Raw genomic sequence first — 24,073 nt, 5'->3', positions numbered from 1 at the left:
CATTTCAGTTTCATTTTTTCTGAAATTTTCAAAAAATGTTTGTTGATAGCAACAATATTTGATAAAATTCACTATTTATTTTTGATATATTTATAGTTAGGGTTGGTGTTTTGTGTCATAGGGTTTTATCAATGTGTCGACTGTTGCTCGGATTTCTTTCTATAAAGAAGTCGTTTTTTATTTTGCACTTATCACGACAACAGAAGTACACCTCTTACGGAACACTTCACCCGCTGTGTTGTTGTTTCTTTTTTATATTTCAATAAATTAATGGAGGATATTATGGATTATTCACTTATGACCCGTCTAGCGGCGGAACTACTTGGTACAGCATTATTGATCGTTTTAGGTAATGGTGCTGTCGCAAACGTAGATTTAAAAGGAACAAAAGGATATGGCAGTGACTGGATGCTGATTGCTGTTGGTTATGGTTTTGGTGTGATGATGCCAGCAATGATTTTTGGTGGCATTAGCGGAAATCATATCAATCCGGCATTTACGATCGCTTTAGCCTCTAATGGTTTATTCCCTTGGGCAGAAGTCGTGCCTTATATCGTTGCACAATTACTTGGAGCAGCTCTTGGACAATTGATCGTGGTCGCTTGTTATAAACCTTACTATGATCAAACTGAAGATGTAAACCATGTCTTAGGAACTTTCTCAACTATCAACAGTGTTGGTTCTAAATTCAATGGTTTCGTCAACGAATTCTTCGGTTCATTCGTCTTATTCTTTGGCGCGTTAGGTATCACAAAAGCACCTTTCTTCCAAGATAACTTAGGAACAGCTCACTTAGCTCTTGGTTTCTTAGTTTGGACATTGGTCGCTTCACTAGGTGGTCCTACAGGCCCTGGATTGAACCCAGCACGTGACTTTGCACCTCGTTTGGTTCATGCGTTGTTACCATTGAAACATAAAGGTTCTTCACAATGGGATTACGCTTGGGTTCCAGTTGTTGCACCAATTTGTGCCGGTGTTGTAGCAGTATTTGTCTACAAAGCATTATTTATGGCATAAAATTAATGAGTACTATAAAAACGGAAATCTTTGGAAACAATTCCTTAGATTTCCGTTTTTTATTGATTTCAAAGCTAAAATCATCCTCTGATTGGCTTAATATCCTTTAAATCATCTTGATGCCAGTTTCTTTGTTTATCGGATATCTTCAATACTTGTTTTTAATCAAGGACAGGTGGCACCTTAGCCAATCGGCATCACTCATACTTTACTTTTTGGCTTGGTACTCTTCGTGATTGGCATGATAAGTTTTATCTTTATCAAAAATAAGAATAAAATCTCGGTTAGATAAATCAATACAAAAAACCGAAGTGTATAACCATTAGCTTCGGAGCAGTTTCTACTATAGAGTAACAAAGAATATTCTTATCGTATATCCCCCTAAATAAGGGTAGGATAGGGTCGTAGTTTGTACATCAAAGAGAGAATTTAATCATTATGGACACAAGTAAGACAAAAAAACGATTAAGAATCCATTTAGACAAGTGAATTGAAAAAAGAAGTTGGCAGCTTATTATCTGATGTAACGCTAGATTACACGATCGATGAAGTAAAACCAAAAAATATATGAAAAACCACCAAGTGTCATCTAAATCGATACTTGGTGGTCTTCAAATTTTCAGTAAGCAATCACTGTTACTGCTTGTTCAAACTCTTTTTTTAAATGTTGTAACTGGTATTCTTTAAATTCTGGACGATGCGTTCGTAATAATACGCGTAATTTCATTGGATTGTAACGATCAATCAATTGATATTCATCGATAAAATCTCGTGTCAATTGCCATTCGTAATAATAGCCAAACGGCCGACAACTATACGTCGTTCCTAGGAGTACTTTATCCTCAAACCGTCGATGCGTATGCCCAAAGACGACTTGTTGAAGATTATCGTATTGATCGAGTAGTTTTCCAAATGAAGCTGAACCTAAGAACGCATTGAGTTGGTTCCAACGTTCATAAGGCGCGTTTTGGTAAACAATGAATTCTTGTTTTGGGACAAAATGTGTTGATAAGATCACATTCATTTTCTTTTTGTGTAGCGTATCCAATAATGATCGTGTTGCTTCTACTACTCGATCATTCACTTCTAGATCCGTTCCATCTCGCTCAATCAAGCGGTCATACCAGTACAAACGCTTCATCCGAACGATTTTCTTCATGTCTTTTTCTTCTGAGAATTGGTAATCATACCAACCGTTGATGCCTAATAACACGGTTTTCTCATTTAATGGAATATAGCGCTCATTCAAAAAATGGACGTCTGGAAAATGACTGATCATTGCTTCGCCAGTAACATCGGCTAACTCATGATTGCCAAAATGGAAAGTCGTTGGTAGTCGCTCTGCAAAAAATTCAGCGACTGCGACACAACGATCGACTTTATTGGCGGTATCCCCAGCCAAATGAAGCCGAGTAATCTTTTTTTGTTGTAAGACTTCCCATAAGAGCATTAATTCAGCTTCGCCAAATTGATTGATGTCCACATGTAAGTCACTGATGATCGCTAAATTTCCCATTCTTTTTCCTTCTAAATCTTAGATAGTTGATGTGACGATTTGGAGGTTATTTTTGATGATTCCTCCTGGTCCTTTCAGTTGCAGACTCTTGTAAGTTGGTTCTACTGCTAACGTCGTCGGATTATCCAAATAAACGAGTGCGCTTTTCTTGATTTTGATTGGTCCCATTTGGGTATCGACTACTTCAGAATATAAGCTTAGATCTGCCGATGTTTCTTTTTCTACAATAATCAGACGAAAAGAAGTATCGATTTGGCAAGTGATCCGGCTATTCGCAAATGGTCCATCTCCGTCTTCTACATCTAGCAATAATTGTTCATTGTCATTCACTTTTCCACGAAGCAGTTCTTCCGCTTCTTTTGATACGATAAATTCCATCTTAATCACCTCAATTTTAGCTTAATGATTTTTGTACGAAGTTGCAACTAACTTGTTTTTGGGTGACCTTCCAACCAAGCTTTTTTGGTAATTCCTTTAAGAACGATTGAAATAATTTCTCCTTTTTCTCGTTTTGCATCAGGAATCACAGCTTCTTCTCTCATTCCTAACTTGTCCATCACTCGTCCCGATTTACTATTTTTCGTATTATGATAAGCAAAGATCCTTACGAGATCCATTTTTTCAAAGCCCAATTTCAGAAGCGCTTTTCCAGCTTCCGGCATGATTCCTTTTCCCCAATACTTTTTATTTAAAGCGTAACCTAATTCAGCCGTATCATCGCCTTCTTGTATCCGCAAATCGATCGTACCAATCATCTTGCGGTTTTCTTTCCATTCAATAGCATATTTTCCAAGCGGTGATGCCATAAAAAAATTCGCAACACTGATTTTTGTATCTTCGATCGACTGATGTCGAGGGAAAACAAAGCGGGTCGTTTCTACATCATGGGCATATTCAAATATATCTTCTACGTCTTCCAATGTGATTGGTCTTAAAATCAGACGTTCCGTTTCTATGACACGATTTTCTGCAAACACTAAGTTTCGATTGATCAATAATTCCATGTGCATCCCCTACTTTTTTCTTTAGTTTAAATTACTGTATCGAAATTCACGGAAAGAAGCAAGACAAAACTTAATATCTCCTTAAAATAACAGATTAACTATAGATAAGCGAAAAAACTTAAACAATTGCTGAAAAAGAATAATTATTTGTTCACGATTTATTAACAAATTTTAGCTATTGTTATCTTAACAACTAAACAAGCGCTGGAGGTCTTACTTATGACAGAGTATATAAAAAGCATTTACTTTATTGAAGAAACACAGAACATTGAAGGATCTTATATTGAAGTCAAAACACTATTTGTTGATGAAGACAAAGAAAAAGCATTGTCGATCTATCACAAATTAGCAAAGAAAAAACCAAACTACTTCGGATTGATTTTAAGTGAGTACAAAATCAAAGCGGAAGATAGTTATTTTTATCAACTTTTGAAACGTTGGTCAAAACTGCCAGCTGACTTTTATCGTCAAGTCAAGATCGTCAATTATCAAGCATTAGCCGAAACACATGCTTGATTCTATGCTTTAAGCTTTCTCTAAGGTTCGCCTTGTATCCTTTAATCAAATCAAAGGAGGCGATCTTATGTTCCGACAATGGCTTGCTCACTTTTTCCATGATACAACCCCACGAATCGATCCTTATGAAGTCGATAATGAATTTACCCTTACACTAGATTTTCCTAACGATCAAACAATCACCCATTGAATCAGAGGTTGTGATAGAAGTGCCTAGCTCCGAGAAATAAGCCGAGAAACCCGAAAATTGTTTTTCAAATTTTGGGTTTCTCGGCTTATTTTTGAAGGTGCTACTTCTGGAACACCGTTTATTCAGTTGTAGGATGCAAGATGACTGATGTACCAGGCTCATTTTCTTAGTTATTCATTGAAAAATTATTTTAGCGCTTGATTGACATCTTCAATCATCAAGTTCATTGATTCAAGTCCACCACCACTCAAATACCATACATCTGGTTGCAATGAAATTACTTGATCATTTTTACCGGCATCTGTTTGTGCCACTAATTCATTGGCAGCTACGTTATCGTTGCTTGTATCTCCACCAATTGCTTTGGTACGATCAATCACAAATAAAATCCCTGGATTCTTCTCTAAAACATATTCATAAGAAACACTTTGACCATGTGTAGACGCCTCGATTTGATCATCGGCTTGTTTAAAGCCAAATAAATCATGAACGAGTCCGAAACGTGAACCTGAACCATATGCTGAAAGTTGCCCTTCATTCACTAAAGTAACTAAAGCTGTTTGATCAAGCGCGCTGGCTTTCTCTTTCACTTCATCGATTTGTTTCGTTAAATCTGTTAATTTTTCTTCTGCTTCTTTTTCTTTATCAAAAATCTTTGCCAATGTTGTCACATTTTCTTGCATCGATTCCCATGGCTTTTCTGCATCCATTGCTAAATATAGTGTTGGGGCAATTTGGCTCAACTGTTCCTGATAATCACTTTGACGACCGGAAATAATAATCAAATCTGGTTGCATCTCATTGATTTTTTCCAAATCTGGTTCTTTGATTCCTCCAGCAGATTCAACTTCTTGATATTTTTCTAAGTAAGCAGGTAAATTTTTAGTTGCCGCTCCTATGACTTTGTCTCCAACACCTAATGCATCAAGCGTATCTAATGATCCATTGTCGAACACTACAACTTTCTCAGGGTTTTGTTGCACTTCTACAGACTCACCATTGCTATCTTTGACTGTCAACATTGTATCCGTTGTGACAGTACTTGATGCTTTGGTTTCACTCGTTTGTGCTTCGTTATTTCCACATGCTGCTAATCCTAATGATGCTATGACTAAAAATCCTAAAACTATTTTCTTCATTTTGACGCTCCTTCGTAGTTTTTAGAAATAAAGACAAAATCTGCGTCCTTCGATTTCACAGATTCGAATGTCCATTTCGTATAATTGATCTAGTACTTCTTTTTTAATAATATCGTTCGTTTTGCCTTGTCTAAATAACTTCCCTTGTTTCATTGCGACGATTTCATCTGCGTAACTCGCTGCAAAGTTGATATCGTGTAACACAATGATGATCGTTTTTCCTAATTCTTGTACAAGGCGCTTTAAAATTTGCATGATTTGTACCGCAAAATTCATATCGAGATTATTGAGTGGTTCATCCAGCAAAATGTAATCAGTATCTTGCGCAAGAACCATCGCAATATACGCTCGTTGCAACTGACCCCCAGAAAGCGTGTCGATCGTTTGGTCCTTCAGTTCTTCCAACCCTAGATGCTGGAGTGATTCTTCGATGATCTGATGGTCTTTCGTTGTCAGCTTTCCTTTCGAATAAGGAAAACGCCCGAACGATACAAGCTCCTCGACTGTGATTTTCATACTGATCTCATTAGATTGTTTCAAAATAGCTAGTTTTTTTGCCATCTCTTTGGACTTCCAAGCTTTTACTTCATTGTGATCCAAGTAGATCTCACCTGCATCTTTAGGAATCAAACGACTGATCATAGAAAGAACGGTTGACTTTCCTGCGCCGTTTGGACCGATGAAGGCTGTCAATTGTTGATCCGAGATTTCCAATTGCAAGGCCTCGACGACCGTTTTTCCTTGGTAAGACTTCTCGACACTATTCAAATTGATCATCCCAGTTCCTTCCTTTCTCGAATCAATTTTGTAATAAAGTAAATACCCCCTGTGAACTCTACAACCACACTGACCGTCGTGTTCCACCCAAACACTTGCTCAACGATCAATTGTCCCCCAGTCAAAAACAAGAAAGCAATCAAAAAACTTCCTAGTAGCAAAACACCATGACGATACGTTGCAAACAAACGATAGCTGACGTTTGCGACAATAAATCCAAGAAAGGTAATTGGTCCCACCAAAGCAGTGGCTGTTCCTGTCAACAAGCTGACACAACAAAGAATAGAAAATTGAAAACGCTCTGTCTCAATCCCAAGGTTCGTTGCTTGATCCTTCCCTAGATGAAAGACATCCAGAAAATGTCTTTTATAAAAAAGGAACACCCAACAACAGCCAATCAACAATGCAGCAGGTAGGAGGTAGGAGGTCTGGACATTACCGAAACTAGCAAATAACTTCCCTTGCAACAAATCATATTCATTCGGGTCCATCACCACTTGTAAAAACGTACTGATACTATTGAAAAGTGTCCCTAAAATCATCCCCGTCATCAATAATAAGAATAAGTTAGGGGCTTCTTTTCGTAATAAAAAGAAAAACAATAACTGGCTTAAGCCAACCATCAATGCCACGTTGACTAAGAAAAAGGCTGTGCCTGTTTGCTGAAGCATCGTCACCCCACCAATCAAGAAAAAGAGGAGGGTTTGAACAAGTACATAGAGGGAATCGAGTCCTAACACAGAAGGTGTCAAAAATTGATTTTGGGTAATCGTTTGGAAACTAACGGTCGCACTGCTTGTCGCGAGTGCCACTAAAATGAACGCCATGATTTTTTTGCTTCGTAAGGCCCATGCAAAAGCCCAATTACCATACGTGTTGATAGTCAAATAGCCGATCGTCACGCCAATCACGAGTAGAGACAAAATAAAAAATAGACCAGTGATCTTTTTACCCATGTTTGCGCCCCCTTACTAACAAGTAAAGGAAAATCAAACCACCGATGATCCCTACGATGACGCTGACTGGGATTTCATAAGGAAAAATCACAAGACGAGCGATCATGTCACAGATAAGCAAAAAGATACTACCAAAAATGGCGGTAATTCCTAACGTTTTATGTACCTGATCCCCATAGAGCTTTGCTGTGATATTTGGAATGATCACTCCCAAGAAAGGAATCGTCCCAACCATGATCAAAGTGATCGCACTGGCTAAAGAAACAAGGCCAATCCCTAGTAGTTGCATGTTGCGATAATTCATCCCTAAATTCACTGCGAACGATTCACCTAAGCCTACGATCGTAAATTGATAGGCAAAAAAAGATAAGATAAGTAATAAAGGAATCGTTACATACAATAATTCATAATTTCCCCGTATGACTGTTGCAAAATTTCCTTGTAGCCATGAAGACATATTTTGTACTAACTGAAACTGATAGGCGAAAAATGTTGCAGCAGAGCCGATAATATTTCCTAGCATCACGCCGATCAATGGTAACATCAGCTGATTTTTTTGTGGAAAAAATCGTGCAAAAGATAAAAATAAGAGCGTACCTGCAAACGCAAATAAAAATGCAGTTGCTGAACGAATCCACAAAGAAGCATTCGGTAAAAAGAGCATCACCACTAAGATACCCAATCTCGCACTATCCATCGTGCCAGCTGTCGTTGGTGAAACAAATTTATTTTGAGTCAGATGTTGCATGATCAACCCACAAATACTACTCGTTGCCCCTACCAGTACTAAACAGATCGTTCGCGGAAAACGTGTCGCCAACAACAATTGCATACTCTGTCCTTCAAATCGGATAATCTCCATGAATTCCACTCGAGACACGCCAATAAATAGCGAACATATACTTAAAATAACTAACAAAACCATCAAGCGACCCACGCGCATTTCCCTTTACCTCGCTAACTGAGAACGATTCTCATTCTTATTCTAAGTGAAGCATTGAACAAAAGCAACCGTTTTTTAATGAAATAAGAGCAATCCCTATAAATTTTAGAATACGTGTACGATACAAAAATAAAATTCATTTTTGTTTCTGACCTTAAAAATGTGGGAAGCTATTTCTCAATTTCTGCCTTAATGCTTGGAGCTAAACGACTTTCTCACAACCTGGTTACACGGTGATCCAAAAGCTAACCTTCAACACTAAGCTAGAAAATGACAAAATATGAAAAACTATTTTTCAATTTTCTAGCTTACTGATCAGGTCAAAATGCTTCTGTCACAACCTCTATGTTATAATGACTTAAAACAACAAAGGAGGAAATTGGATGGCATCAGATGAATTGAAAAATCATTTGGACAAAGGAATGTATGGCACGCCCTTGGTCAACCCAGAAGAACAGCATAAATACCTAGGTACCTTTCGTGAACGTTGCTACCTCAGTATGACCGTTGCTGAAATGAATGAGCCGACAAATAAAGAAAAGTTCCTACAAGAACTAGAGAAACGACCAGAAGCATTTATTCTGATAAACGGGACCTTACCCCTGGATATCCAGAATCAATACATCCAATTGGCAACGAAAAATCAAACGAAATTCACGGTTGTAAACGATCATGTTTCTGAAGATCCGCAAAGTATTGGTCTACTGATTGCGGCCAAAGAAGCGGTGAATGAGCCCGTTATTGACGTAGAAGAAAAATATCCAACGAAACAAGAAGAAGAACAACCAAAGAAAAAAAGCTTTTGGGACCGATTATTCAAATAATTTCTAAAAGTTCACTCGATTCTTTGAGTTTCTAATCAAAATTTGTCAGCGTTCGTATGTACCTGTGGCAAAACAAAAAATCATTCACAAACTAGATAAATCTAGTGATGTGGATGATTTTTTTGTCCTACAGGTTCATGATTTATTTAGTCTCTTCTTGTCTGTTGATCACTTCAGGATACAACAGCTCTAAGACATTCATTGTCAGTCTTCTGCCTTGGCCAGCAAATGGGTAAACGTGCATGTGCATCGCTGGATTGAAGTTTGCTTCAATGATGCCATAGGCTTGGTCATCTGTTTGAGGATCGATATCTTTATCAGGAATGATCAAATCGATGCCGCTGATTTTCGCTCCTAGGGCTTCCACTGCTTGTTGGGCAATTTGTTTATACGCGTCTGAAAATTCATCTGTTACGTCGATTGAATCGCCACCTGTACTGATATTGGAATTTTCGCGTAAATACACGATTTGATCTTTTTCAGGTACAGAATGGATGGTTAGTCCTTGCTCTTTTAACATCAACTGCTCAAGTTCACCTAACTGGATCAATTCCAATGGTGCACGATGGTGACTGCCTCTTAATGGATCTAGGTTTTTTTCAGCGACAAGTTCTTCCACCGTCCGTTTTCCGTCACCCACAACATTGGCAGGAACACGAAGTAAGATCGCTTTTACTTGCCCATCGATCACAAAGAAGCGATATTCTGTTCCAGGCATGAATGCTTCAACCAGTATAGAAGTATCTTCACGAAAAGCGATTGCTAAACCAGCCTGGTAATCTTCTAAAGATGCTCCTTCTTTGAAGATCGTGATCCCTAACCCATAATTGGTCGATTTAGGTTTAATAACAAAGGCTTGTTCTGCAAATCGTGGATAAGCGTTCAAAGCCTCTTCGATTGAAGTAAATTCGGCTCCTTCAGGTACACGGAATCCGGCCTCTTTTAGCACTTTTTTAGTGACTGTTTTATTTTCCATGATCAATGGCACAATGTAGCTGTCTTTACTTGTCATATTGGCATTTTTTACATATTCGATATGCTCTTGATGCTGTAGACGTAAAAATTGATCTGATTCATCTATGACCTTTACTTCGATGCCCTTTTGGATCGCATCAAACATCAGAATCTGTGTCGACAGTTCCATGTCACGAAATCCCGCTAATTGATACGAACGTTCATGACTTTCTTCTTCATACTGTTTTCCTAAAGTATAAGCAAAGTCATGCTGGCTTGTTTGTTGTGCTTGCTGATAAATCTTGCCTGCCAATGTTTCACGTGGTTCATCCAATTGTGCGATCATGTCATCGATCAATGGTAGGCGTTCGGATTGTCCTAAAGCTACAAGCATCTCTTTCATTCCTTGAAGAAGCAGTATTCCTTCATCATAAAAAGCAGTTTGATCCATAGGGTTTTCTAACGACACGTGTTCATTTCGCTGCTCGCCTTCTTCGACCCATGCATCGACTGCTACGTCATGTTCCATCCATAGCATATACATTAAGAACGATTGTAAAAACTGAACTTGTGCTTGACTGATCCCTACACGTGCGTAAGGATTTAAATCAATATTTCTCAGTTCAATATAGCGAATACCTGATTTTGCTAAATCAGCTACACGTTTTCCACCACGAAAACGGATCGGTGCATAGAATTCTTTTTCTTCGGATAACTTGCCTTCTTCCACCATTTTTTCAATATCGGTTAAATATTGTTGCATTGACGCATAGGATACTTTGACATTCGGATGGTTCGTATAACCATAGGAACTATTACGAATACTGCGTACCGGTTCTGCTGGTGCTGGCTTGCCGACAAAATAGTGGTCTTCACTTAGAGGTGACGCCCCAAACAAATAAGTGATCAACCAACGATAACGCAAGAAGTTCTGTGCTGTTTTAAAATATAATTCTGTTTTAAATGCTGCAAAGTCGGTAAACTCTGTTTGTTGTACAAACAAGGATTGTAAAAGATCATCACCAAACTCAAAGTTGAAATGGATGCCGCTGACCATTTGCTTGCGTTTGCCATATTCCTTTGCTAAATAACGACGATACAAGACATCTTCAAAATTAGAAAGCTTCGCAATCATGATCTCTTCGTCTTTTTCAGGTAAAGCCGGAGGCATACTTAAAGGCCAGATCATTTCATCATCTGCCATTGAGCGTGAAGCAACGTCGTAGATTGCTTCCAAGTATTTAAAAAGTTCGTTGATAGAATCCGTGACCGGAGTAATCAATTCGACTTGAGTTTCACTAAAATCTGTCTGGATGTATGGATGATACGTACGATCCCCAAAAACCTCAGGATGATCGGTTGTTGCCAACTTTCCAGAGAAGTTCACACGTTGCCCTTCACGTTCAACCCCAAAACGGGCTTGACTAATGAATGGTAGTGAACGAGGATGCAGTAATAATTCTTTATAGTTCATGGTTAAATGTCCTCCAATTCATATGTTTCATTATAGTAAAAACCGCCAAGAAAAAGAATGAAATTGTTTGAAAATGAGAAAAAAGGGGTGTTTTTTTAAAAAAACAGCTGATATTGTAGGAAAATGACTCCAAACTGAACAATAAGATAGCACATAGCCAGACAGGACACAGTCAAAAAAAATCGCTGGTTCATTTTTGGTTTATACTCGAAATATTGTTCCTTGAATATCGCTAGTCCATTGGAAGGAGAAAAAAGAGCCTGAAACAAACGGAACCTCTTCAAAAATAAAGGGAAAACCACGGAAATTTAAAGAACGATTCCCGTGGCTTCTTTTTTATTTCTTGAAGTTGAACACCTTTGTTACAAGCTCTTTAGATGAACTTATGCTCATATACTGTTTATTCTTCTTTCAATAAGCCTTTAAATAGACCGATGACAAAGTCATTTGGATCAAAAGCTTCTAAATCATCGATGCCTTCACCCAAACCAACAAGTTTGACCGGCAGGTGCAATTCATTACGAATGGCTAAGACGATTCCACCTTTAGCTGTACCGTCTAATTTTGTTAAAACTAGCCCTGTCACATCAGAGGTTTCTTTGAACTGTTTCGCTTGGACCATGGCATTTTGCCCTGTCGTCGCATCTAACACAAGTAAGATCTCATGTGGTGCTTCTGGTAATTCTCGTTGGATCACACGTTTGATCTTCTCTAATTCGTTCATCAAATTGACTTTGTTTTGCAGACGTCCAGCTGTATCAACAAGTAAAATATCTGCTTGTTGTTCTTTGGCTTTTTCGATGGCATCGTAAACGACTGCCGCAGGATCGCCACCAGCTTTGCCTCGAACCACTTCAACTTCTGCACGTTCTCCCCAAACGACTAACTGATCGATCGCACCCGCACGGAAGGTATCTGCTGCGGCTAACAATACCTTTTTGCCTTCCGTTTTGTATTGATGTGCTAATTTACCGATACTCGTCGTCTTTCCTACACCATTGACACCAACAAAGAGGATCACTGTCAATCCTTCTTCTTGGAGGTTCAATGTATTGACTTCATCGATGCCTTCTTGCTCATAAAGCTCAACTAATTTTTCGATGATCGCATTTTGGATCTCAGCTGGTTTCTTGGCATTTCTTAGCTTCACTTCTTGGCGTAACGCTTCAGTGATCTTGATGGCTGTTTCAAAGCCGACATCTGCACCGATCAATGTTTCTTCCAATTCTTCGAAGAAATCTTCATCGACCGTACGGAAATTCGCAAACAGTTCATTCATTCGTTCACCGAACGTTTTACGGGTCTTTTCTAGACCCTTATCATATTTCTCTTGTACTTCTACTTCTTCTGGTGCTTCTTCACCAGTAAAGGCTCGTTTGATCTTATCAAAAAATCCCATAGTATACCTCCTTTACACTAAAACAAATTGTTGGATCGCTTTTGCTACCCCATGTTCGATGTTACTTGCCGTGACATGATCAGCGGCTTCTTTGACAAAAGGCACCGCATTTTCCATGGCTACACCAAGTCCTGCGTATTCGATCATCGGTAGATCATTTTCCTCATCTCCGATTGCCATGATCTCACTACGTTCAAGTCCTAAATCTTTTGCTAATAAAGAAATACCATATGCCTTAGTGACACCTTTTGGCATAAATTCTAATAAAACATTGCGCGTTTTGATAATTTCATACGACTCATAATAAGCGCTTGGAATCTCCTTGATTTTTGCATCTAGTTCTTCTTGCTCATAGGCAATGACTGCTTTGTTCAACACAAACTCATCTGTGATATCAGCTAGTACTGCTGGTTGGAATTGCAATAAGTTGTTTAATACATTGTACATCGATTGCTTTTGAAGCGCACTAGGTAATTGCAAGACGACATTATCTGATAAGACGTCTAACGGTAAGTCTAGTTCTTGTGCCAACGCATAAAGACGATGGATATCAGACACAGACATCGCTTTTTTCTCGATGATTTCACCAGTATCATTTTTCTGGACTAAGCCACCGTTGAAGGTAATGCTATAATCGCCTTCTTCGACTAAACCTAATTCTTGTAAATAGTGAGCCATCGCTGCTAACGGACGCCCCGTGCATAAAACGATTTTTACCCCTTGTGCTTTTGCTTGAGCCAAAGCTTGTTTATTCTCAGATGAGATTTTCTTTTCTTCGTTCAATAGTGTTCCGTCTAAATCGATAGCGATTAATTTGATCATTTCGTCCCCTACACTTTCGTTTCACTCATTCTTCCTTCTTCATTGATGTCTTCCATACGGACAGAGACGATTTTTGAAACCCCAGACTCTTGCATGGTCACACCGTATAAGACATTCGCAGCAACCATCGTCCCTTTACGATGCGTCACTACAATAAACTGTATATCGTCTTGGAACTCGCTGAGATAGCGACCAAAGCGTTTGACATTGGCTTCATCTAGCGCAGCTTCGACCTCATCAAGGATACAAAACGGTACAGGGCAGACACGAATAATCGAAAAGAGCAACGCAATCGCAGTCAATGCACGTTCTCCTCCTGAAAGTAAACTTAAACTTTGTAGTTTTTTACCTGGAGGCTGAACTTCGATTTCAATCCCTGTCTGCAACAAATCAGTCGGATCAGTCAACACAAGCTCTGCGCGACCGCCACCAAACATATTTGGGAAAACGATTTTGAATTCTTGGCGGATTGCTTCAAAAACTTCTTTGAAACGAGTCCGTACCTCATCATCCATTTCATCCATTGTTTCAAATAATTGATCCTTAGCCGATAATAAGTCATCCCGTTGCGCAGCCAAAAAGGTATGACGTTCATTCACTTGCTCATACTGCTCAATGGCGTTTAGATTTACTGGGCCTAAACGATCGATTTGTTGTTTCAACGAAGCAACTTCTACCCGGCTGTTCGCTACATCCGTTGTTTCTTCATAAGATTCACAGGCTTTTTCATAATTCATCTGATACTCCGTTTGCAGGTAATTCAGATGATTGTCCAAAATCATTTCCGCACGATTCTTTTGGACCTCTAACTGTGACTGCTCTGTCAAAAGTTCTTTTTGTTTACGGTTTTCAGCTAATAGGTCGGCATCCAACGCATCGATAGTCGTTTGCATTTCTTCACGTGACTGTTTGGCGTCTTCTAGAGAAGCTTTTAAGCGATCTCTTTCTGTCGCTAAATCAGCAATTCGTTGATCTAAACTTTCTTCTGTCAGTTCGTGATCAGAGAAGTCCACAGTCAATGCATGCAGTTGTTGTTCTAGTCCTTCTTGTTTGGCTAATGCCTCATTTTTTTGTACGCGTGCGCCACGTAGTTGGATCTGTAAGTGATTGTATTGCTCTTTCAATACGGCTAATGAGGCTTGCTCCTGTGCTTGTTTTTCCTGGATCTGCGCGCGACGTTCTTCCATCTTGTCACTTTCTTGACTCAATGAACTGATTTCAGCATCGATCTCTTGGCGTTGTACTTCTAGTTCTTGCTGTTTTGCCAAAAGCTCTGCCTGTTGTTTTTGGTAATTCTCCATGAATTGTTGCAGTTCACGCGTTTCATAACTTGAGATTTGCTGTTCTTTTTCAAAACGAGTGAGTTCGTTGGCCACATTTTGTCGTTGATTTGCTACTTCTTGTTCTTCAAAGCGTAACTGTTCCCCTTGTGTCCGCAGAAGTTCTTGTTCTTCTGCCAAAACCGTGACTTCTTGTTGCAATGCTTGGACTTTCTTTTCTTGACTTTGCAACTCCTGATCCGCTTGTTGAAACTCACTCGTCAATTGTTTTAATTCTTGATTTTGTGCAAATAAACTTCCTTGATTGCCTCGCTTCGTCGCCCCACCAGTCATTGAACCACCGGCATTCATGACATCACCTTCTAGTGAGACCACACGATACTGGTAACGAATCTGTTGGGCAATGGCATTGGCACTTGCTAAGTCTTTTGCTAATAGAATCGTCCCTAATAGATTGTGAACGATTGTCTGGATCTGTTCGGGATAAGTCACTTGTTCGCTAGCGATCCCGATAAACCCGTCAACTGTTTGCGCTTGTGCAAAAATATGTGCAGGTAATTGACGAGGTTTGATTGTCGTTAATGGTAGAAACGTTGCTCGTCCGCCTTTTTGTTGTTTCAAATAAGTGATCGCTTGACGTGCATCGCCTTCATTTTCAACAATGACATGTTGCGCTGAACCACCCAAAGCTGTTTCGATTGCCAATGTATAATCAGCTGGAACATCGATCAATTCAGCAACCGCACCAACGATCCCAGAGAGGCGTTGCTTTTGTTGCAAGATCAAACGAACACCTTGATAGAAGCCAAAGTAATTTTCTTGGATTTCTTGTAAACTTTTCTGACGTGCCCGTAATTGTTGGACTTGGTTCATCAGTTGATACATTTTGGGCTGTTCTTTTGCCAAGCGCTCTTGTGCTTGTTTTCCTTTTGTTTGCACAACTTCAAGTGACGCTTTGACCTCATTCAATGCTTGCTGTAGCTTTTCATGTCGCTCTGTCAACTCGATTTGCTTGGCGGACATTTCCGCAACATTCGCTTCCACTTCCGATTGTTTGGCTAGTGTTTGCTGACTTTTAGATGTCTCTTGAACATATTGACGCTCCAAGTACTTCAATTCATTGCCGACAGTTGCTTGTTCTTGCATCAGATCGACATACTGATCGCGTAATTCTGCCAACAATTCTTTGGTTGATTTTTGGTATTTTTCCAATTCTTGTTGCGTACTCATCAGTGCTTTTTCAGCCTGTTGGATCTCTGCTTCTTTTTGACTGACTTCTTGGGTCAAAGTCGCTTGTAATTCTTCAAAATGAGCCACTTTTTCTTGCACTTCAGTTAAAGAAGCTTGGTATTCTTTTGAGCTCTTTTGGGTATGCTTCGTTCGCTCAAGTAATACTTCTTTTTGTCCTTCTGTTTGCTTTAATTTTTCTGACAACGCTAATAACGTTTGTTGATTTTTTTCGATCATACGGTCGGCCTGGTTATTTTGTTTGCGTTTGTCGGCTAATAACTGTTCCTTTGTTTGGATCTGTGTCGTTAAGGATGTTAGTGATTGGTTGAACTGATCTAATTGTAGTTGTCGTTCATCCCACTCTTTTTTTGCCGCTTTGATTTCAGCAATCATCAAAGAGATATCTGTGTTAGTCAATGTTTCTTTTAATCGTAAAAACTCCTTCGCAGCCTCACTCTGGGCGGCCAAAGGAGTTAATTGCTCTTCAAGTTCATAGATGATATCTTGGACACGGCTTAGATTATCCTCTGTTTCAAAAAGCTTTTGCTCCGCCTTTTTCTTGCGCTGTTTGTATTTCAAGACTCCAGCTGCTTCTTCAAAAATCCCTCGTCGGTCTTCTGGCTTACTACTAAAAATCGCTTCGACTTTTCCTTGAGAGATGATCGAAAATGATTCTTTCCCTAAGCCAGAATCCATAAATAATTCTTGGATGTCTTTCAAACGACAAGGTTGTTTATTGATGAAAAAGTCGCTTTCACCTGTCCGACGGTAACGACGTGTTACACTGATCTCACTATACTCTAGTGGCAAGTAATGATCAGAGTTGTCTAATACGACGGTTACTTCAGCGACATTCAATTGTTTACGGGAATCAGAACCGGCAAAAATAATATCCGGCATTTTCCCACCACGAAGGCTTTTTGCAGACTGTTCTCCTAGTACCCAACGGATAGCCTCAGTAATATTACTTTTTCCGCTACCGTTTGGTCCAACGACCGCTGTGACACTATTTTCAAACTCAATGATTGTTTTATCTGCAAATGATTTAAAGCCGGCTATTTCAATGCGTTTTAAATACACGAAGTCTTTCCCTCACTTACTTAGTGCTGCTAAAGCATTCTCAGCAGCAGCTTGTTCTGCTAGTTTTTTCGATTTTCCTTGTCCAGTTCCAATCAACCGATCATCCACGTATACTTCGATCCAAAAAATACGTTCGTGTGCTGGACCTTCTTCATTGATCAAACGATATTCAATCAACACGTCTCCAGCTTTTTGCAATACTTCTTGTAATCTTGTTTTATGATCCATCTCATGGGAAAAAGCACCGGCACGCACCTTCGGAAAAATCACCGTTTCAATAAACGCATGTGCTGCGTCAAATCCTTGATCAAGGTACAACGCTCCTAAAAAGGCTTCAAACAGATCACAAAGAAGCGCTGGACGGGTTCGTCCGCCTGAGTTCTCCTCACCTTTTCCTAACAGGATGTACTGATCAAAACGACATTCCTTGGCAAATTTGGACAAACTATCTTCACGTACGATAGCTGCACGAGTTTTGGTCAATTTTCCTTCTGGGATATCTGGATACAAACGATACAGATATTCAGAAACCATCAACTCTAATACAGCATCTCCTAAAAACTCAAGACGTTCGTTGTCGGATAGTTGCAAATTGCGATGCTCATTCACATAGGATGAATGGGTAAAAGCTTGTTCAAGTAAGTTTAAATCGTGAAAAACGATGCTATACTTTTCTTTCAATTCTTTTGTTAGCTGATTGTCCATTTCCCACATTCCTTTATGGCTATTTTTTCAATACTTCCTTATTATACTGGTTTTTTATAAAATATGAAATGGTTGAGACAAAAGGTATGAAAAGCTTTATAAACCTTGTTGAAGATTCTTTTTCATAAAAGTATACTAAACCTTGTAATGTTCCTAAATCCAGCTAATTACTTATCAAAGAACAAAAAAAGCACTTTCCAAAAAACAGAAAATGCCTGTTTAAAGTTATATTAATTGTAGTTGGAATCAGCGATTATTCAGTCAGTATAATTTAGCACACGTATATTTAAACAATGTCCAAATATTTTAATAGGAGTACTTTCATTACAATATAAGCACTGAACAAATCTTGTTCTTTTTCATTTCTATGTAATCTTAAAAAATAAGGAACAACATCAGATTTTATAGGTGTGAAAGTATATCTGATCTGATTAATGCATCTTGTTAACTCGACAAACTAATTTATGTATGATCGTCCAAGATTGTTCTTTCAATATCCAAAAAGTTTACTGCCTCTTCTTCATATCCAAGCAGCCTTAGCATCTCAATAGCTATCGAGCCATCAAATTCCAAATCCCCAACGACAGACTGATACAATCGGAAAAAAAATTTCCAATAAATTCTTCCTTTTAAGTAATCTGAGTCCTTTGTTTCATCATACAAAATTCCTAACAAATCCAAAATTCTATCGTAATTTTTATCAGAAAATTCTAAAATGATTGAATTTATAATAAATTTTATTAATGCATGTTGATATTTAGGTATACCTTTAAATTTCCTAAACTGATTGAGCACATCCTTATATTGAAATAATCGGTATTCCTTTTTAAAGAGTCCTAAACAATTAGTATACATTGCTAATTCGAAATATCCCCACTCCTCTATCCTGCTCAAATAATCCAAAATTTTTTTTGATTCATTTTCATCTATCTTACCAAGTTTATAATTTGGTAATTTTTCAGCAACTGCTTTTATTTGAACAATTAGATACAGAAAAAAAATGTCGTTACTTTTTTTATATTCTTCTTGTAAGTTGTCTAGATACTCTTTTGCATGATACTCAGAAATAATTGCACTCCTAAATTTTTTTCGTAAGTGCTCTTTTTTACTTAATTGATAGTTATAATACTCCAAATAGTAGTCATCTATTTGGATATTCATTCTTTCCAAGTATTGCCAAATGGTATCTATGTCAATTCTAGCGGTATCATTTTCAAACCGCTGTAATGCGCTTATCGAATGTACCCCTTCGCTCAAATCTCTTCGCGTTATTTTTCTATCGGTTCTTAATTTTTTAATCAATTCCCCATGTTCCATATAAAATCACCAAATTTTCTACTTATTTTTGACTAACTTTGGTACAAACTATCAAATAACCTTATTATACAACTAAGATACATTATCACATTTAGTAATACACTAAATAATAACGCAGTAAGCATCTAATCTATAACACTGATAATCATATTTATTTGGTAATCACATATCTTGATAAACTAGAAATTGACCTAATCCAAATAAGGAACATTACTTGAGAAAACATTAATAAAAAGAACAAAGGTTTGTAAAGTTTCCCTACAATAATCGGAAGATAAAAACTTTAAATCTACTATAAATAGGAGGAAAAATGATTTCATCTTTAATGATATTATTTGGTTGGGAAGTTGTCAATTTGTAGCAGTTGAACAAAATTTTTTCAAAATCTATCCGTAATATCAAAAAATTACATATAATGGAAGGTCGAATAGTATGAAAATAAACAAATTCCAAGTGCTCTTAACTACCTCTATAGCAATAGTAACATTAGCAACACCATTAGTTCCTTCACTAAGTTCTGTTGTTTACGCATCAGATAGTGAGAATCAAAAAGTGGTCCAAGTAAAAAAATTTGAAGACAAAACAATTGCTGAATTAATGAACGATGCACAGTTAAGATATTCTAGTTCTCTACCTAATACACCATCAACTCAAAATAGCGTTGCTACTGCTTTTGAAAAGAAAGTAATGAATATGACAGTCAAAGATGTAAAGAACAACATCAATGATTTGCTGAAAGAGTTTGATGGTGCTAGTTATAGTTCTCGTGCAGTAGCAGGCGTAGGTGGCAAACTGCAAAATGGTGGCTGGAATATGTACTATAATACTAGCACTGGTAAAACGTCTGTCTATAATTTCTATGATAGACTTGTCATGGGAGCTGGAGGTAGTGTATTGTATAGTGCCATATTAGATGCTCTTGCTGTTACATGTGGAATTACAGTTGCTGGTGCAGTGATTGTTGCTATTTGTAACTTAATTGCAGGTGAATTAGTTAGAAAAACGGCGAGCGCCCGTGGTCTTGTGTCTAGTCACGGAAATGCCGGAACCGTTCGAGTGACGTTAACTGACGAATTATGGTCGTCAAAATATAATGCAAGCTGGTGATTACAATTTTTTCAATATCTAGTTTTACTTTTGTTGTTGTTTTTGTCGGTATAATAAAAATCGTTGCACAGTTAAATGAAATAATTGGCTTGCTACGCTCAAAAAGTAAAATCGAGACTGAGTTGATTGAAGCAATAAAAACAATAAAAGAAAAGAATCATTTTTAGCTACTATTTATCTTAGCTAAAGTAGCACAACCTTAGAGAACAGATAAACTATGACACAAAATTTTTTAAACAGTACAATACTAAACCACTCCCTCTCAAAAGATCAATAGAAACTTAAGCGACGATCTCATCTCTTTTTCTATCAGAGTGAGATCGTCGTATTTTATTATGAATACTTGTAAAATTTATCCGTTAATCGATACTTAATTGGACTATCTTTCCCTAATTTTGAATCCTATTTTTTTACAATTCAGCTTATGCCATTAAGTCATTCGCTGGTTAATCTCCGAGAAGAAGTTCTCTAAGTTAGCTTTACAATATGTGATGGAAATCGAGCGAAACTCAGGAAATCCTTCCTCACTAAACAAGTGTAAAAAGACGATCGTTAATATTTTCCCTTGATTTTTATTGGCTGTATCGCAATTCATTATATGCTTATACCTACACTAACTTCCTTCTATTTATCAGTTCATTCATATCAACTTGCCCACCTAGTTGTTCTGCCAAATCTAAATCATGGGTGACTAAGACGATCGTCACTCCTTGCTCATTCAATTCTTTCAATGCTTCGATCACAAGTTGCCGATTTCCTTTATCCAAAGAGGCAGTGGGCTCATCTGCAAAAACGATTTTAGGGATTTGCAAAAACAAGCGAGCTAAAGCTACTCGTTGTTGCTCACCACCGCTTAAACGAAATACTTTTTGGTGCAATGAATCTTCCATTTGGAACTTGCGGAGCGCAGCAATCATTTTTTCCTCTTTTTTTACTACTAACTGTAAATTTTGCTTGACCGTTTCATTATCGATCAATGCAAAGTTCTGAAATAAAAATCCTGCATACTCACGAAAGAAACGTTTTTTACTTTTACGGTGAAGGAATTGATTGTCTATCCATATTTCACCAGAATCTATGGGCTCCAGTTGTCCTAAGCAATTCAGTAACGTCGTTTTCCCTACACCACTGCTTCCAGTAATCACAGTTATTGAACCAGTCTCTACATGTAAAGATACGTTTTCAAAAATCACTTTTCCTTTGTACTTTTTAGTGATTTCTTTGGCTTCAATCATATTTGATCACCTCCAGACGTTTTCTTTTTTCTGATAAATACGTAGTGAATAAAAGTATACATAATTCAAATAATAGTAATAGAATTAAAATCTGCCACCAAGCATGATTGATGAGTAGTAAGATCAACGCAACAACGGTAGAAATGGTTAATATTATTTTATAATATCTGTGATGCCTCTGTAGCAGAGCCCAACCAGCAATATATTTGAGAAACAGTTTTTTCTTATTCATTTCCACATACAGTAAACTCAAATAAACTTGAATAAAAACAAAACCAATAAGGATCAAGAACAAAATACTAAGGGTTGTATAATATTCACGTTTCACACCCATAAGAGATTGATTGATGCTTTCTTTTACAGCAATCAATCCATAAAAATCATGTTCCATATGATTTTCTTTAATAAATGCTTGGACAAGTTGAGGGTCTCGAAACAAGTAAGTCCCATTTGAAATATCCTGTATCCATATTTCAATATTTGGTTGGATCAATGGCAATGACATGGAAACGATAATTGGATTGGAAGAAAAATTTTTTTCATAGGGTTGGAAGTTATAGTTAAAAAGGACTTGGTTTGCTTGCGTATAGAGAACTTTTAATTCCCCCTCATATGCTTTCGTCTCGTACTCAAAAGAATTTTGATAAAAATCAAGTTCATTCTCTGCTTCTTGAATGATCATTTCTGTATACATTCGCTTATTTTCAGGGATGAGCAGATAGAAAAAAGAATCATCTAATGAGTGTATCGATTGACCTTCAGCATCCTTGATAGCCAATTCTTGTACGGCATGATGATTACTTAACCAAAAAGCGTCATTTTCAATATAATTTAGTGTCGGACTACTATGACCAAGTTCATTGTCTCTTAGAAAAATCCCACCTGACTGTTCTGATTTTTCCAACAAGGGAAGTAACCGTGAATTAATCAACGCTTGTGCTTTCTTTCGCACGTCTTTACTTTTTGCCGGGTCTACAAGTAGACTTGTGTCTCTACTAAATGCTAACTGATAATAGTCAGGAATTCTTGTCCATTGGGAGAGCTGTTGTTCAAGTTCACGCGTCTCCATTACTTTATTTGATAATGTACTGGCTTGCACCGTAACAAACGTGAAGATGATGATCTTTAATAAAAGGTTCAAACTAAATAATAATCGGTAAGGTTTCCTTCCTTTTATTTTATCTGAAATCGTACCGAACGAAAAAATAATCCCACTCGTAAATAATTGAAGAACCCAAATCATTAAATGCCCCCCCAAAAAAATCGGTCGATAAAGAAACTGTAATTGTGGAAACCACCAAGAAAAAGCAACCATCAAGAGAGTAAAAATCGCACTATCAATGAAACTATCCTTGAAGGACACTATCAGCCAACGATGTCCTAACATCTCAATCACACCAATTTTCTTACGAAGAGAAGCTTTGTAAAACAGTAAAGCTAAGATCACAAAGAAAAATAGAATAAAGAAGAGTTGTCCAATACTCATTAATAAACCCGCTGTCAATAACTGGAACCATTTTATCTCCTCAATCTCCAATTTGATTCCTTGATCATGAAAATCAGCAATCATTCCAGATGGAGGGGCTTCTGTTACAATATAAGTACCCAGCGCATCTTGATGTTGCATCTCTGTGTAATCATAAAAATAGGTGGCAACATCCGATTTTATAGGTGGAAAAAAGTATTCCGAACGTTCCACCTTGTCAAAGGTATAAATTTCCTTTGTCGTCTCACCAGAAGCGCCAATTCTAAAAACCAGTTTATGTATAGCAATTTGATGTTTTTTTGCATAAGCAGAAATTTTTTGATTGATTTCCTCAATCGTCCCACTCGCTTCTTCAATCACAATGCCCGAATGAGCATTTGGGATAGCACTCTTGATTCCTTCATTTCCGATAAAAGAAATGGCATAAAGGAAACTTAACACTGTAACTATAAATAACCCTCGATAGATTTTTTTCATAATGAAAGAAAAAAAGGACCTAAAATATGTTTTCAAATATTTAAATACCCGAACTGTATTTGAGATATCACTGAAGAGATTGTTGACTTCTAGTAACAACCTGACCGTAGCAGTAATCTCTATATAGCTCGGGTAATACTGTATAAAAAATTTGTCTTAGGTTCTTAAATCTCTATGCCCACCACCATCCAGAGGTATTTCCCGTAAATGCACGTGGAGCTTCTGCTCTTACTTCTACTCTAGGTCCTCCTGTGACATTAACAGTTTTTGTTCCCTTCGCCTGAACTGTGACTCTTCTACTAGATGGCGTAAATTCTCCCCATACTGTACCAAATCCAGGAATACCGGTTACTCCGCCATAAAATGTATCCATTGTGATTTTCGGCTGAATCATTACTGCTTGTTCTTGCACAATATCCATATCAAATATATTTGCATAGCTTGATATAATCAAAGGTTCATTCATTTCTGACGCACTTACTTGATCGATTGAGACAAATACTCCTATAGCAGCAACAGTTCCAATAACACTAACAACTAATTTTTTGTTTTTCATAAAATTTTCCTTTGTATGTTTTATTTTTGATTTAGTATTTCAAAATGTCGATAAAGTAAGTATATATAT

General features: G+C 37.6%; 21 protein-coding genes. 5 read left to right on the top strand and 16 right to left on the bottom strand.

The features are described from left to right. The first annotated feature begins 282 nt into the window (after positions 1-282). Positions 283-1,017, top strand: a complete 735-nt coding sequence (locus tag IGJ99_RS00745) for an MIP/aquaporin family protein (protein ID WP_019723412.1) — start codon at positions 283-285, stop codon at positions 1,015-1,017. Between the two features lie 619 nt (positions 1,018-1,636). Here IGJ99_RS00745 and IGJ99_RS00740 read toward each other — a convergent pair. The 3 genes from IGJ99_RS00740 to IGJ99_RS00730 are packed head-to-tail and all read right to left on the bottom strand — an operon-like array spanning position 1,637 to position 3,537. Continuing rightward, the gene (locus tag IGJ99_RS00740; protein WP_438770443.1) at positions 1,637-2,533 is read right to left on the bottom strand and encodes a metallophosphoesterase; all 897 of its coding nucleotides are present in this window, start codon (positions 2,531-2,533) and stop codon (positions 1,637-1,639) included. An 18-nt stretch (positions 2,534-2,551) separates the two neighbouring features. Further along, positions 2,552-2,911 carry an iron-sulfur cluster biosynthesis family protein gene (locus IGJ99_RS00735; RefSeq protein ID WP_010734414.1) on the bottom strand — a complete coding sequence of 120 codons (360 nt, stop codon included), beginning with the start codon at positions 2,909-2,911 and terminating at the stop codon, positions 2,552-2,554. Positions 2,912-2,958: 47 nt separating this feature from the next. Beyond that, on the bottom strand, positions 2,959-3,537 hold the full coding sequence (locus IGJ99_RS00730) for a GNAT family N-acetyltransferase (RefSeq protein WP_010734415.1): 579 nt from the start codon (positions 3,535-3,537) through the stop codon (positions 2,959-2,961). 219 nt (positions 3,538-3,756) lie between these two features. On the opposite strand from IGJ99_RS00730, the gene IGJ99_RS00725 reads away from it, so the two are divergent. Together IGJ99_RS00725 and IGJ99_RS00720 are read left to right on the top strand one after the other, a co-directional pair. Then, on the top strand, positions 3,757-4,053 hold the full coding sequence (locus IGJ99_RS00725; RefSeq protein WP_010734416.1) for a hypothetical protein: 297 nt from the start codon (positions 3,757-3,759) through the stop codon (positions 4,051-4,053). A gap of 67 nt (positions 4,054-4,120) precedes the next feature. After that, positions 4,121-4,243: a hypothetical protein gene (locus IGJ99_RS00720; protein ID WP_010734417.1), complete on the top strand. Its 123-nt coding sequence runs from the start codon at positions 4,121-4,123 to the stop codon at positions 4,241-4,243. Positions 4,244-4,428: 185 nt separating this feature from the next. Here IGJ99_RS00720 and IGJ99_RS00715 read toward each other — a convergent pair whose 3' ends face one another. The 4 genes from IGJ99_RS00715 to IGJ99_RS00700 are packed head-to-tail and all read right to left on the bottom strand — an operon-like array spanning position 4,429 to position 8,058. Beyond that, on the bottom strand, positions 4,429-5,382 hold the full coding sequence (locus IGJ99_RS00715) for a siderophore ABC transporter substrate-binding protein (RefSeq protein ID WP_010734418.1): 954 nt from the start codon (positions 5,380-5,382) through the stop codon (positions 4,429-4,431). A gap of 21 nt (positions 5,383-5,403) precedes the next feature. Continuing rightward, positions 5,404-6,159, bottom strand: a complete 756-nt coding sequence (locus IGJ99_RS00710) for an iron ABC transporter ATP-binding protein (protein WP_023518917.1) — start codon at positions 6,157-6,159, stop codon at positions 5,404-5,406. Then, entirely contained in the window at positions 6,156-7,115 is a 960-nt protein-coding gene (locus IGJ99_RS00705; RefSeq protein WP_438770441.1) for an iron chelate uptake ABC transporter family permease subunit, read from the bottom strand. The genes IGJ99_RS00710 and IGJ99_RS00705 overlap by 4 nt, the downstream gene beginning before the upstream one ends. Next, on the bottom strand, positions 7,108-8,058 hold the full coding sequence (locus IGJ99_RS00700) for an ABC transporter permease (RefSeq protein WP_153829978.1): 951 nt from the start codon (positions 8,056-8,058) through the stop codon (positions 7,108-7,110). Before IGJ99_RS00700 ends, IGJ99_RS00705 begins: the two co-directional genes overlap by 8 nt. Positions 8,059-8,441: 383 nt before the next feature. Between IGJ99_RS00700 and IGJ99_RS00695 the strand changes: the two genes are divergently transcribed. Further along, positions 8,442-8,882 carry a YueI family protein gene (locus IGJ99_RS00695; RefSeq protein ID WP_023518915.1) on the top strand — a complete coding sequence of 147 codons (441 nt, stop codon included), beginning with the start codon at positions 8,442-8,444 and terminating at the stop codon, positions 8,880-8,882. Between the two features lie 142 nt (positions 8,883-9,024). Here IGJ99_RS00695 and gshAB read toward each other — a convergent pair whose 3' ends face one another. The 6 genes from gshAB to IGJ99_RS00665 all read right to left on the bottom strand — a co-directional run bounded on the left by gshAB (position 9,025) and on the right by IGJ99_RS00665 (position 19,143). Beyond that, positions 9,025-11,310 (bottom strand): bifunctional glutamate--cysteine ligase GshA/glutathione synthetase GshB, encoded by a 2,286-nt coding sequence (gene gshAB, locus IGJ99_RS00690; RefSeq protein ID WP_349520721.1) that lies wholly within the window; start codon positions 11,308-11,310, stop codon positions 9,025-9,027. Positions 11,311-11,710: 400 nt separating this feature from the next. Beyond that, the gene (gene ftsY / locus IGJ99_RS00685) at positions 11,711-12,709 is read right to left on the bottom strand and encodes a signal recognition particle-docking protein FtsY (RefSeq protein WP_010734424.1); all 999 of its coding nucleotides are present in this window, start codon (positions 12,707-12,709) and stop codon (positions 11,711-11,713) included. 12 nt (positions 12,710-12,721) lie between these two features. Then, positions 12,722-13,531: a Cof-type HAD-IIB family hydrolase gene (locus IGJ99_RS00680; RefSeq protein ID WP_438747490.1), complete on the bottom strand. Its 810-nt coding sequence runs from the start codon at positions 13,529-13,531 to the stop codon at positions 12,722-12,724. An 8-nt stretch (positions 13,532-13,539) separates the two neighbouring features. Beyond that, positions 13,540-17,121 (bottom strand): chromosome segregation protein SMC, encoded by a 3,582-nt coding sequence (gene smc / locus IGJ99_RS00675; RefSeq protein ID WP_438770439.1) that lies wholly within the window; start codon positions 17,119-17,121, stop codon positions 13,540-13,542. 12 nt (positions 17,122-17,133) lie between these two features. Further along, entirely contained in the window at positions 17,134-17,826 is a 693-nt protein-coding gene (rnc, locus tag IGJ99_RS00670) for a ribonuclease III (RefSeq protein ID WP_010734427.1), read from the bottom strand. Between the two features lie 462 nt (positions 17,827-18,288). Continuing rightward, on the bottom strand, positions 18,289-19,143 hold the full coding sequence (locus tag IGJ99_RS00665) for a helix-turn-helix domain-containing protein (protein ID WP_153829980.1): 855 nt from the start codon (positions 19,141-19,143) through the stop codon (positions 18,289-18,291). A gap of 432 nt (positions 19,144-19,575) precedes the next feature. Between IGJ99_RS00665 and IGJ99_RS00660 the strand changes: the two genes are divergently transcribed. Next, positions 19,576-20,250, top strand: a complete 675-nt coding sequence (locus tag IGJ99_RS00660) for a hypothetical protein (protein WP_023518912.1) — start codon at positions 19,576-19,578, stop codon at positions 20,248-20,250. Positions 20,251-20,858: 608 nt separating this feature from the next. Here IGJ99_RS00660 and IGJ99_RS00655 read toward each other — a convergent pair. The 3 genes from IGJ99_RS00655 to IGJ99_RS00645 form a co-directional block, all read right to left on the bottom strand. Continuing rightward, entirely contained in the window at positions 20,859-21,485 is a 627-nt protein-coding gene (locus IGJ99_RS00655) for an ATP-binding cassette domain-containing protein (RefSeq protein ID WP_023518910.1), read from the bottom strand. Then, positions 21,478-23,448 carry a DUF1430 domain-containing protein gene (locus tag IGJ99_RS00650; protein WP_438770437.1) on the bottom strand — a complete coding sequence of 657 codons (1,971 nt, stop codon included), beginning with the start codon at positions 23,446-23,448 and terminating at the stop codon, positions 21,478-21,480. The genes IGJ99_RS00655 and IGJ99_RS00650 overlap by 8 nt, the downstream gene beginning before the upstream one ends. 172 nt (positions 23,449-23,620) lie before the next feature. Continuing rightward, positions 23,621-24,004 carry a hypothetical protein gene (locus tag IGJ99_RS00645; protein ID WP_010734432.1) on the bottom strand — a complete coding sequence of 128 codons (384 nt, stop codon included), beginning with the start codon at positions 24,002-24,004 and terminating at the stop codon, positions 23,621-23,623. Between the last annotated feature and the right edge of the window lie 69 nt (positions 24,005-24,073).

The organism is Enterococcus sp. AZ095b (assembly GCF_051714725.1).
GTDB lineage: Bacteria > Bacillota > Bacilli > Lactobacillales > Enterococcaceae > Enterococcus_B > Enterococcus_B pernyi.
Note: the sequence above shows the minus strand (reverse complement) of the source record. Positions and strands in the feature narration are given on the sequence as shown.

Bases quoted from the DNA above. Each gene is read 5' to 3' on its own strand.
- IGJ99_RS00720 (WP_010734417.1), top strand. From the start codon at position 4,121: ATGTTCCGACAATGGCTTGCTCACTTTTTCCATGATACAACCCCACGA.
- IGJ99_RS00660 (WP_023518912.1), top strand. From the start codon at position 19,576: ATGAAAATAAACAAATTCCAAGTGCTCTTAACTACCTCTATAGCAATA.
- gshAB (WP_349520721.1), bottom strand. From the start codon at position 11,310: ATGAACTATAAAGAATTATTACTGCATCCTCGTTCACTACCATTCATT.
- IGJ99_RS00680 (WP_438747490.1), bottom strand. From the start codon at position 13,531: ATGATCAAATTAATCGCTATCGATTTAGACGGAACACTATTGAACGAA.
- rnc (WP_010734427.1), bottom strand. From the start codon at position 17,826: ATGGACAATCAGCTAACAAAAGAATTGAAAGAAAAGTATAGCATCGTT.
- IGJ99_RS00735 (WP_010734414.1), bottom strand. From the start codon at position 2,911: ATGGAATTTATCGTATCAAAAGAAGCGGAAGAACTGCTTCGTGGAAAA.
- IGJ99_RS00710 (WP_023518917.1), bottom strand. From the start codon at position 6,159: ATGATCAATTTGAATAGTGTCGAGAAGTCTTACCAAGGAAAAACGGTC.
- IGJ99_RS00715 (WP_010734418.1), bottom strand. From the start codon at position 5,382: ATGAAGAAAATAGTTTTAGGATTTTTAGTCATAGCATCATTAGGATTA.
- ftsY (WP_010734424.1), bottom strand. From the start codon at position 12,709: ATGGGATTTTTTGATAAGATCAAACGAGCCTTTACTGGTGAAGAAGCA.
- IGJ99_RS00700 (WP_153829978.1), bottom strand. From the start codon at position 8,058: ATGCGCGTGGGTCGCTTGATGGTTTTGTTAGTTATTTTAAGTATATGT.
- IGJ99_RS00740 (WP_438770443.1), bottom strand. From the start codon at position 2,533: ATGGGAAATTTAGCGATCATCAGTGACTTACATGTGGACATCAATCAA.
- IGJ99_RS00695 (WP_023518915.1), top strand. From the start codon at position 8,442: ATGGCATCAGATGAATTGAAAAATCATTTGGACAAAGGAATGTATGGC.
- IGJ99_RS00665 (WP_153829980.1), bottom strand. From the start codon at position 19,143: ATGGAACATGGGGAATTGATTAAAAAATTAAGAACCGATAGAAAAATA.
- IGJ99_RS00725 (WP_010734416.1), top strand. From the start codon at position 3,757: ATGACAGAGTATATAAAAAGCATTTACTTTATTGAAGAAACACAGAAC.
- IGJ99_RS00655 (WP_023518910.1), bottom strand. From the start codon at position 21,485: ATGATTGAAGCCAAAGAAATCACTAAAAAGTACAAAGGAAAAGTGATT.
- IGJ99_RS00705 (WP_438770441.1), bottom strand. From the start codon at position 7,115: ATGGGTAAAAAGATCACTGGTCTATTTTTTATTTTGTCTCTACTCGTG.
- IGJ99_RS00650 (WP_438770437.1), bottom strand. From the start codon at position 23,448: ATGAAAAAAATCTATCGAGGGTTATTTATAGTTACAGTGTTAAGTTTC.
- IGJ99_RS00730 (WP_010734415.1), bottom strand. From the start codon at position 3,537: ATGGAATTATTGATCAATCGAAACTTAGTGTTTGCAGAAAATCGTGTC.
- IGJ99_RS00745 (WP_019723412.1), top strand. From the start codon at position 283: ATGGATTATTCACTTATGACCCGTCTAGCGGCGGAACTACTTGGTACA.
- IGJ99_RS00645 (WP_010734432.1), bottom strand. From the start codon at position 24,004: ATGAAAAACAAAAAATTAGTTGTTAGTGTTATTGGAACTGTTGCTGCT.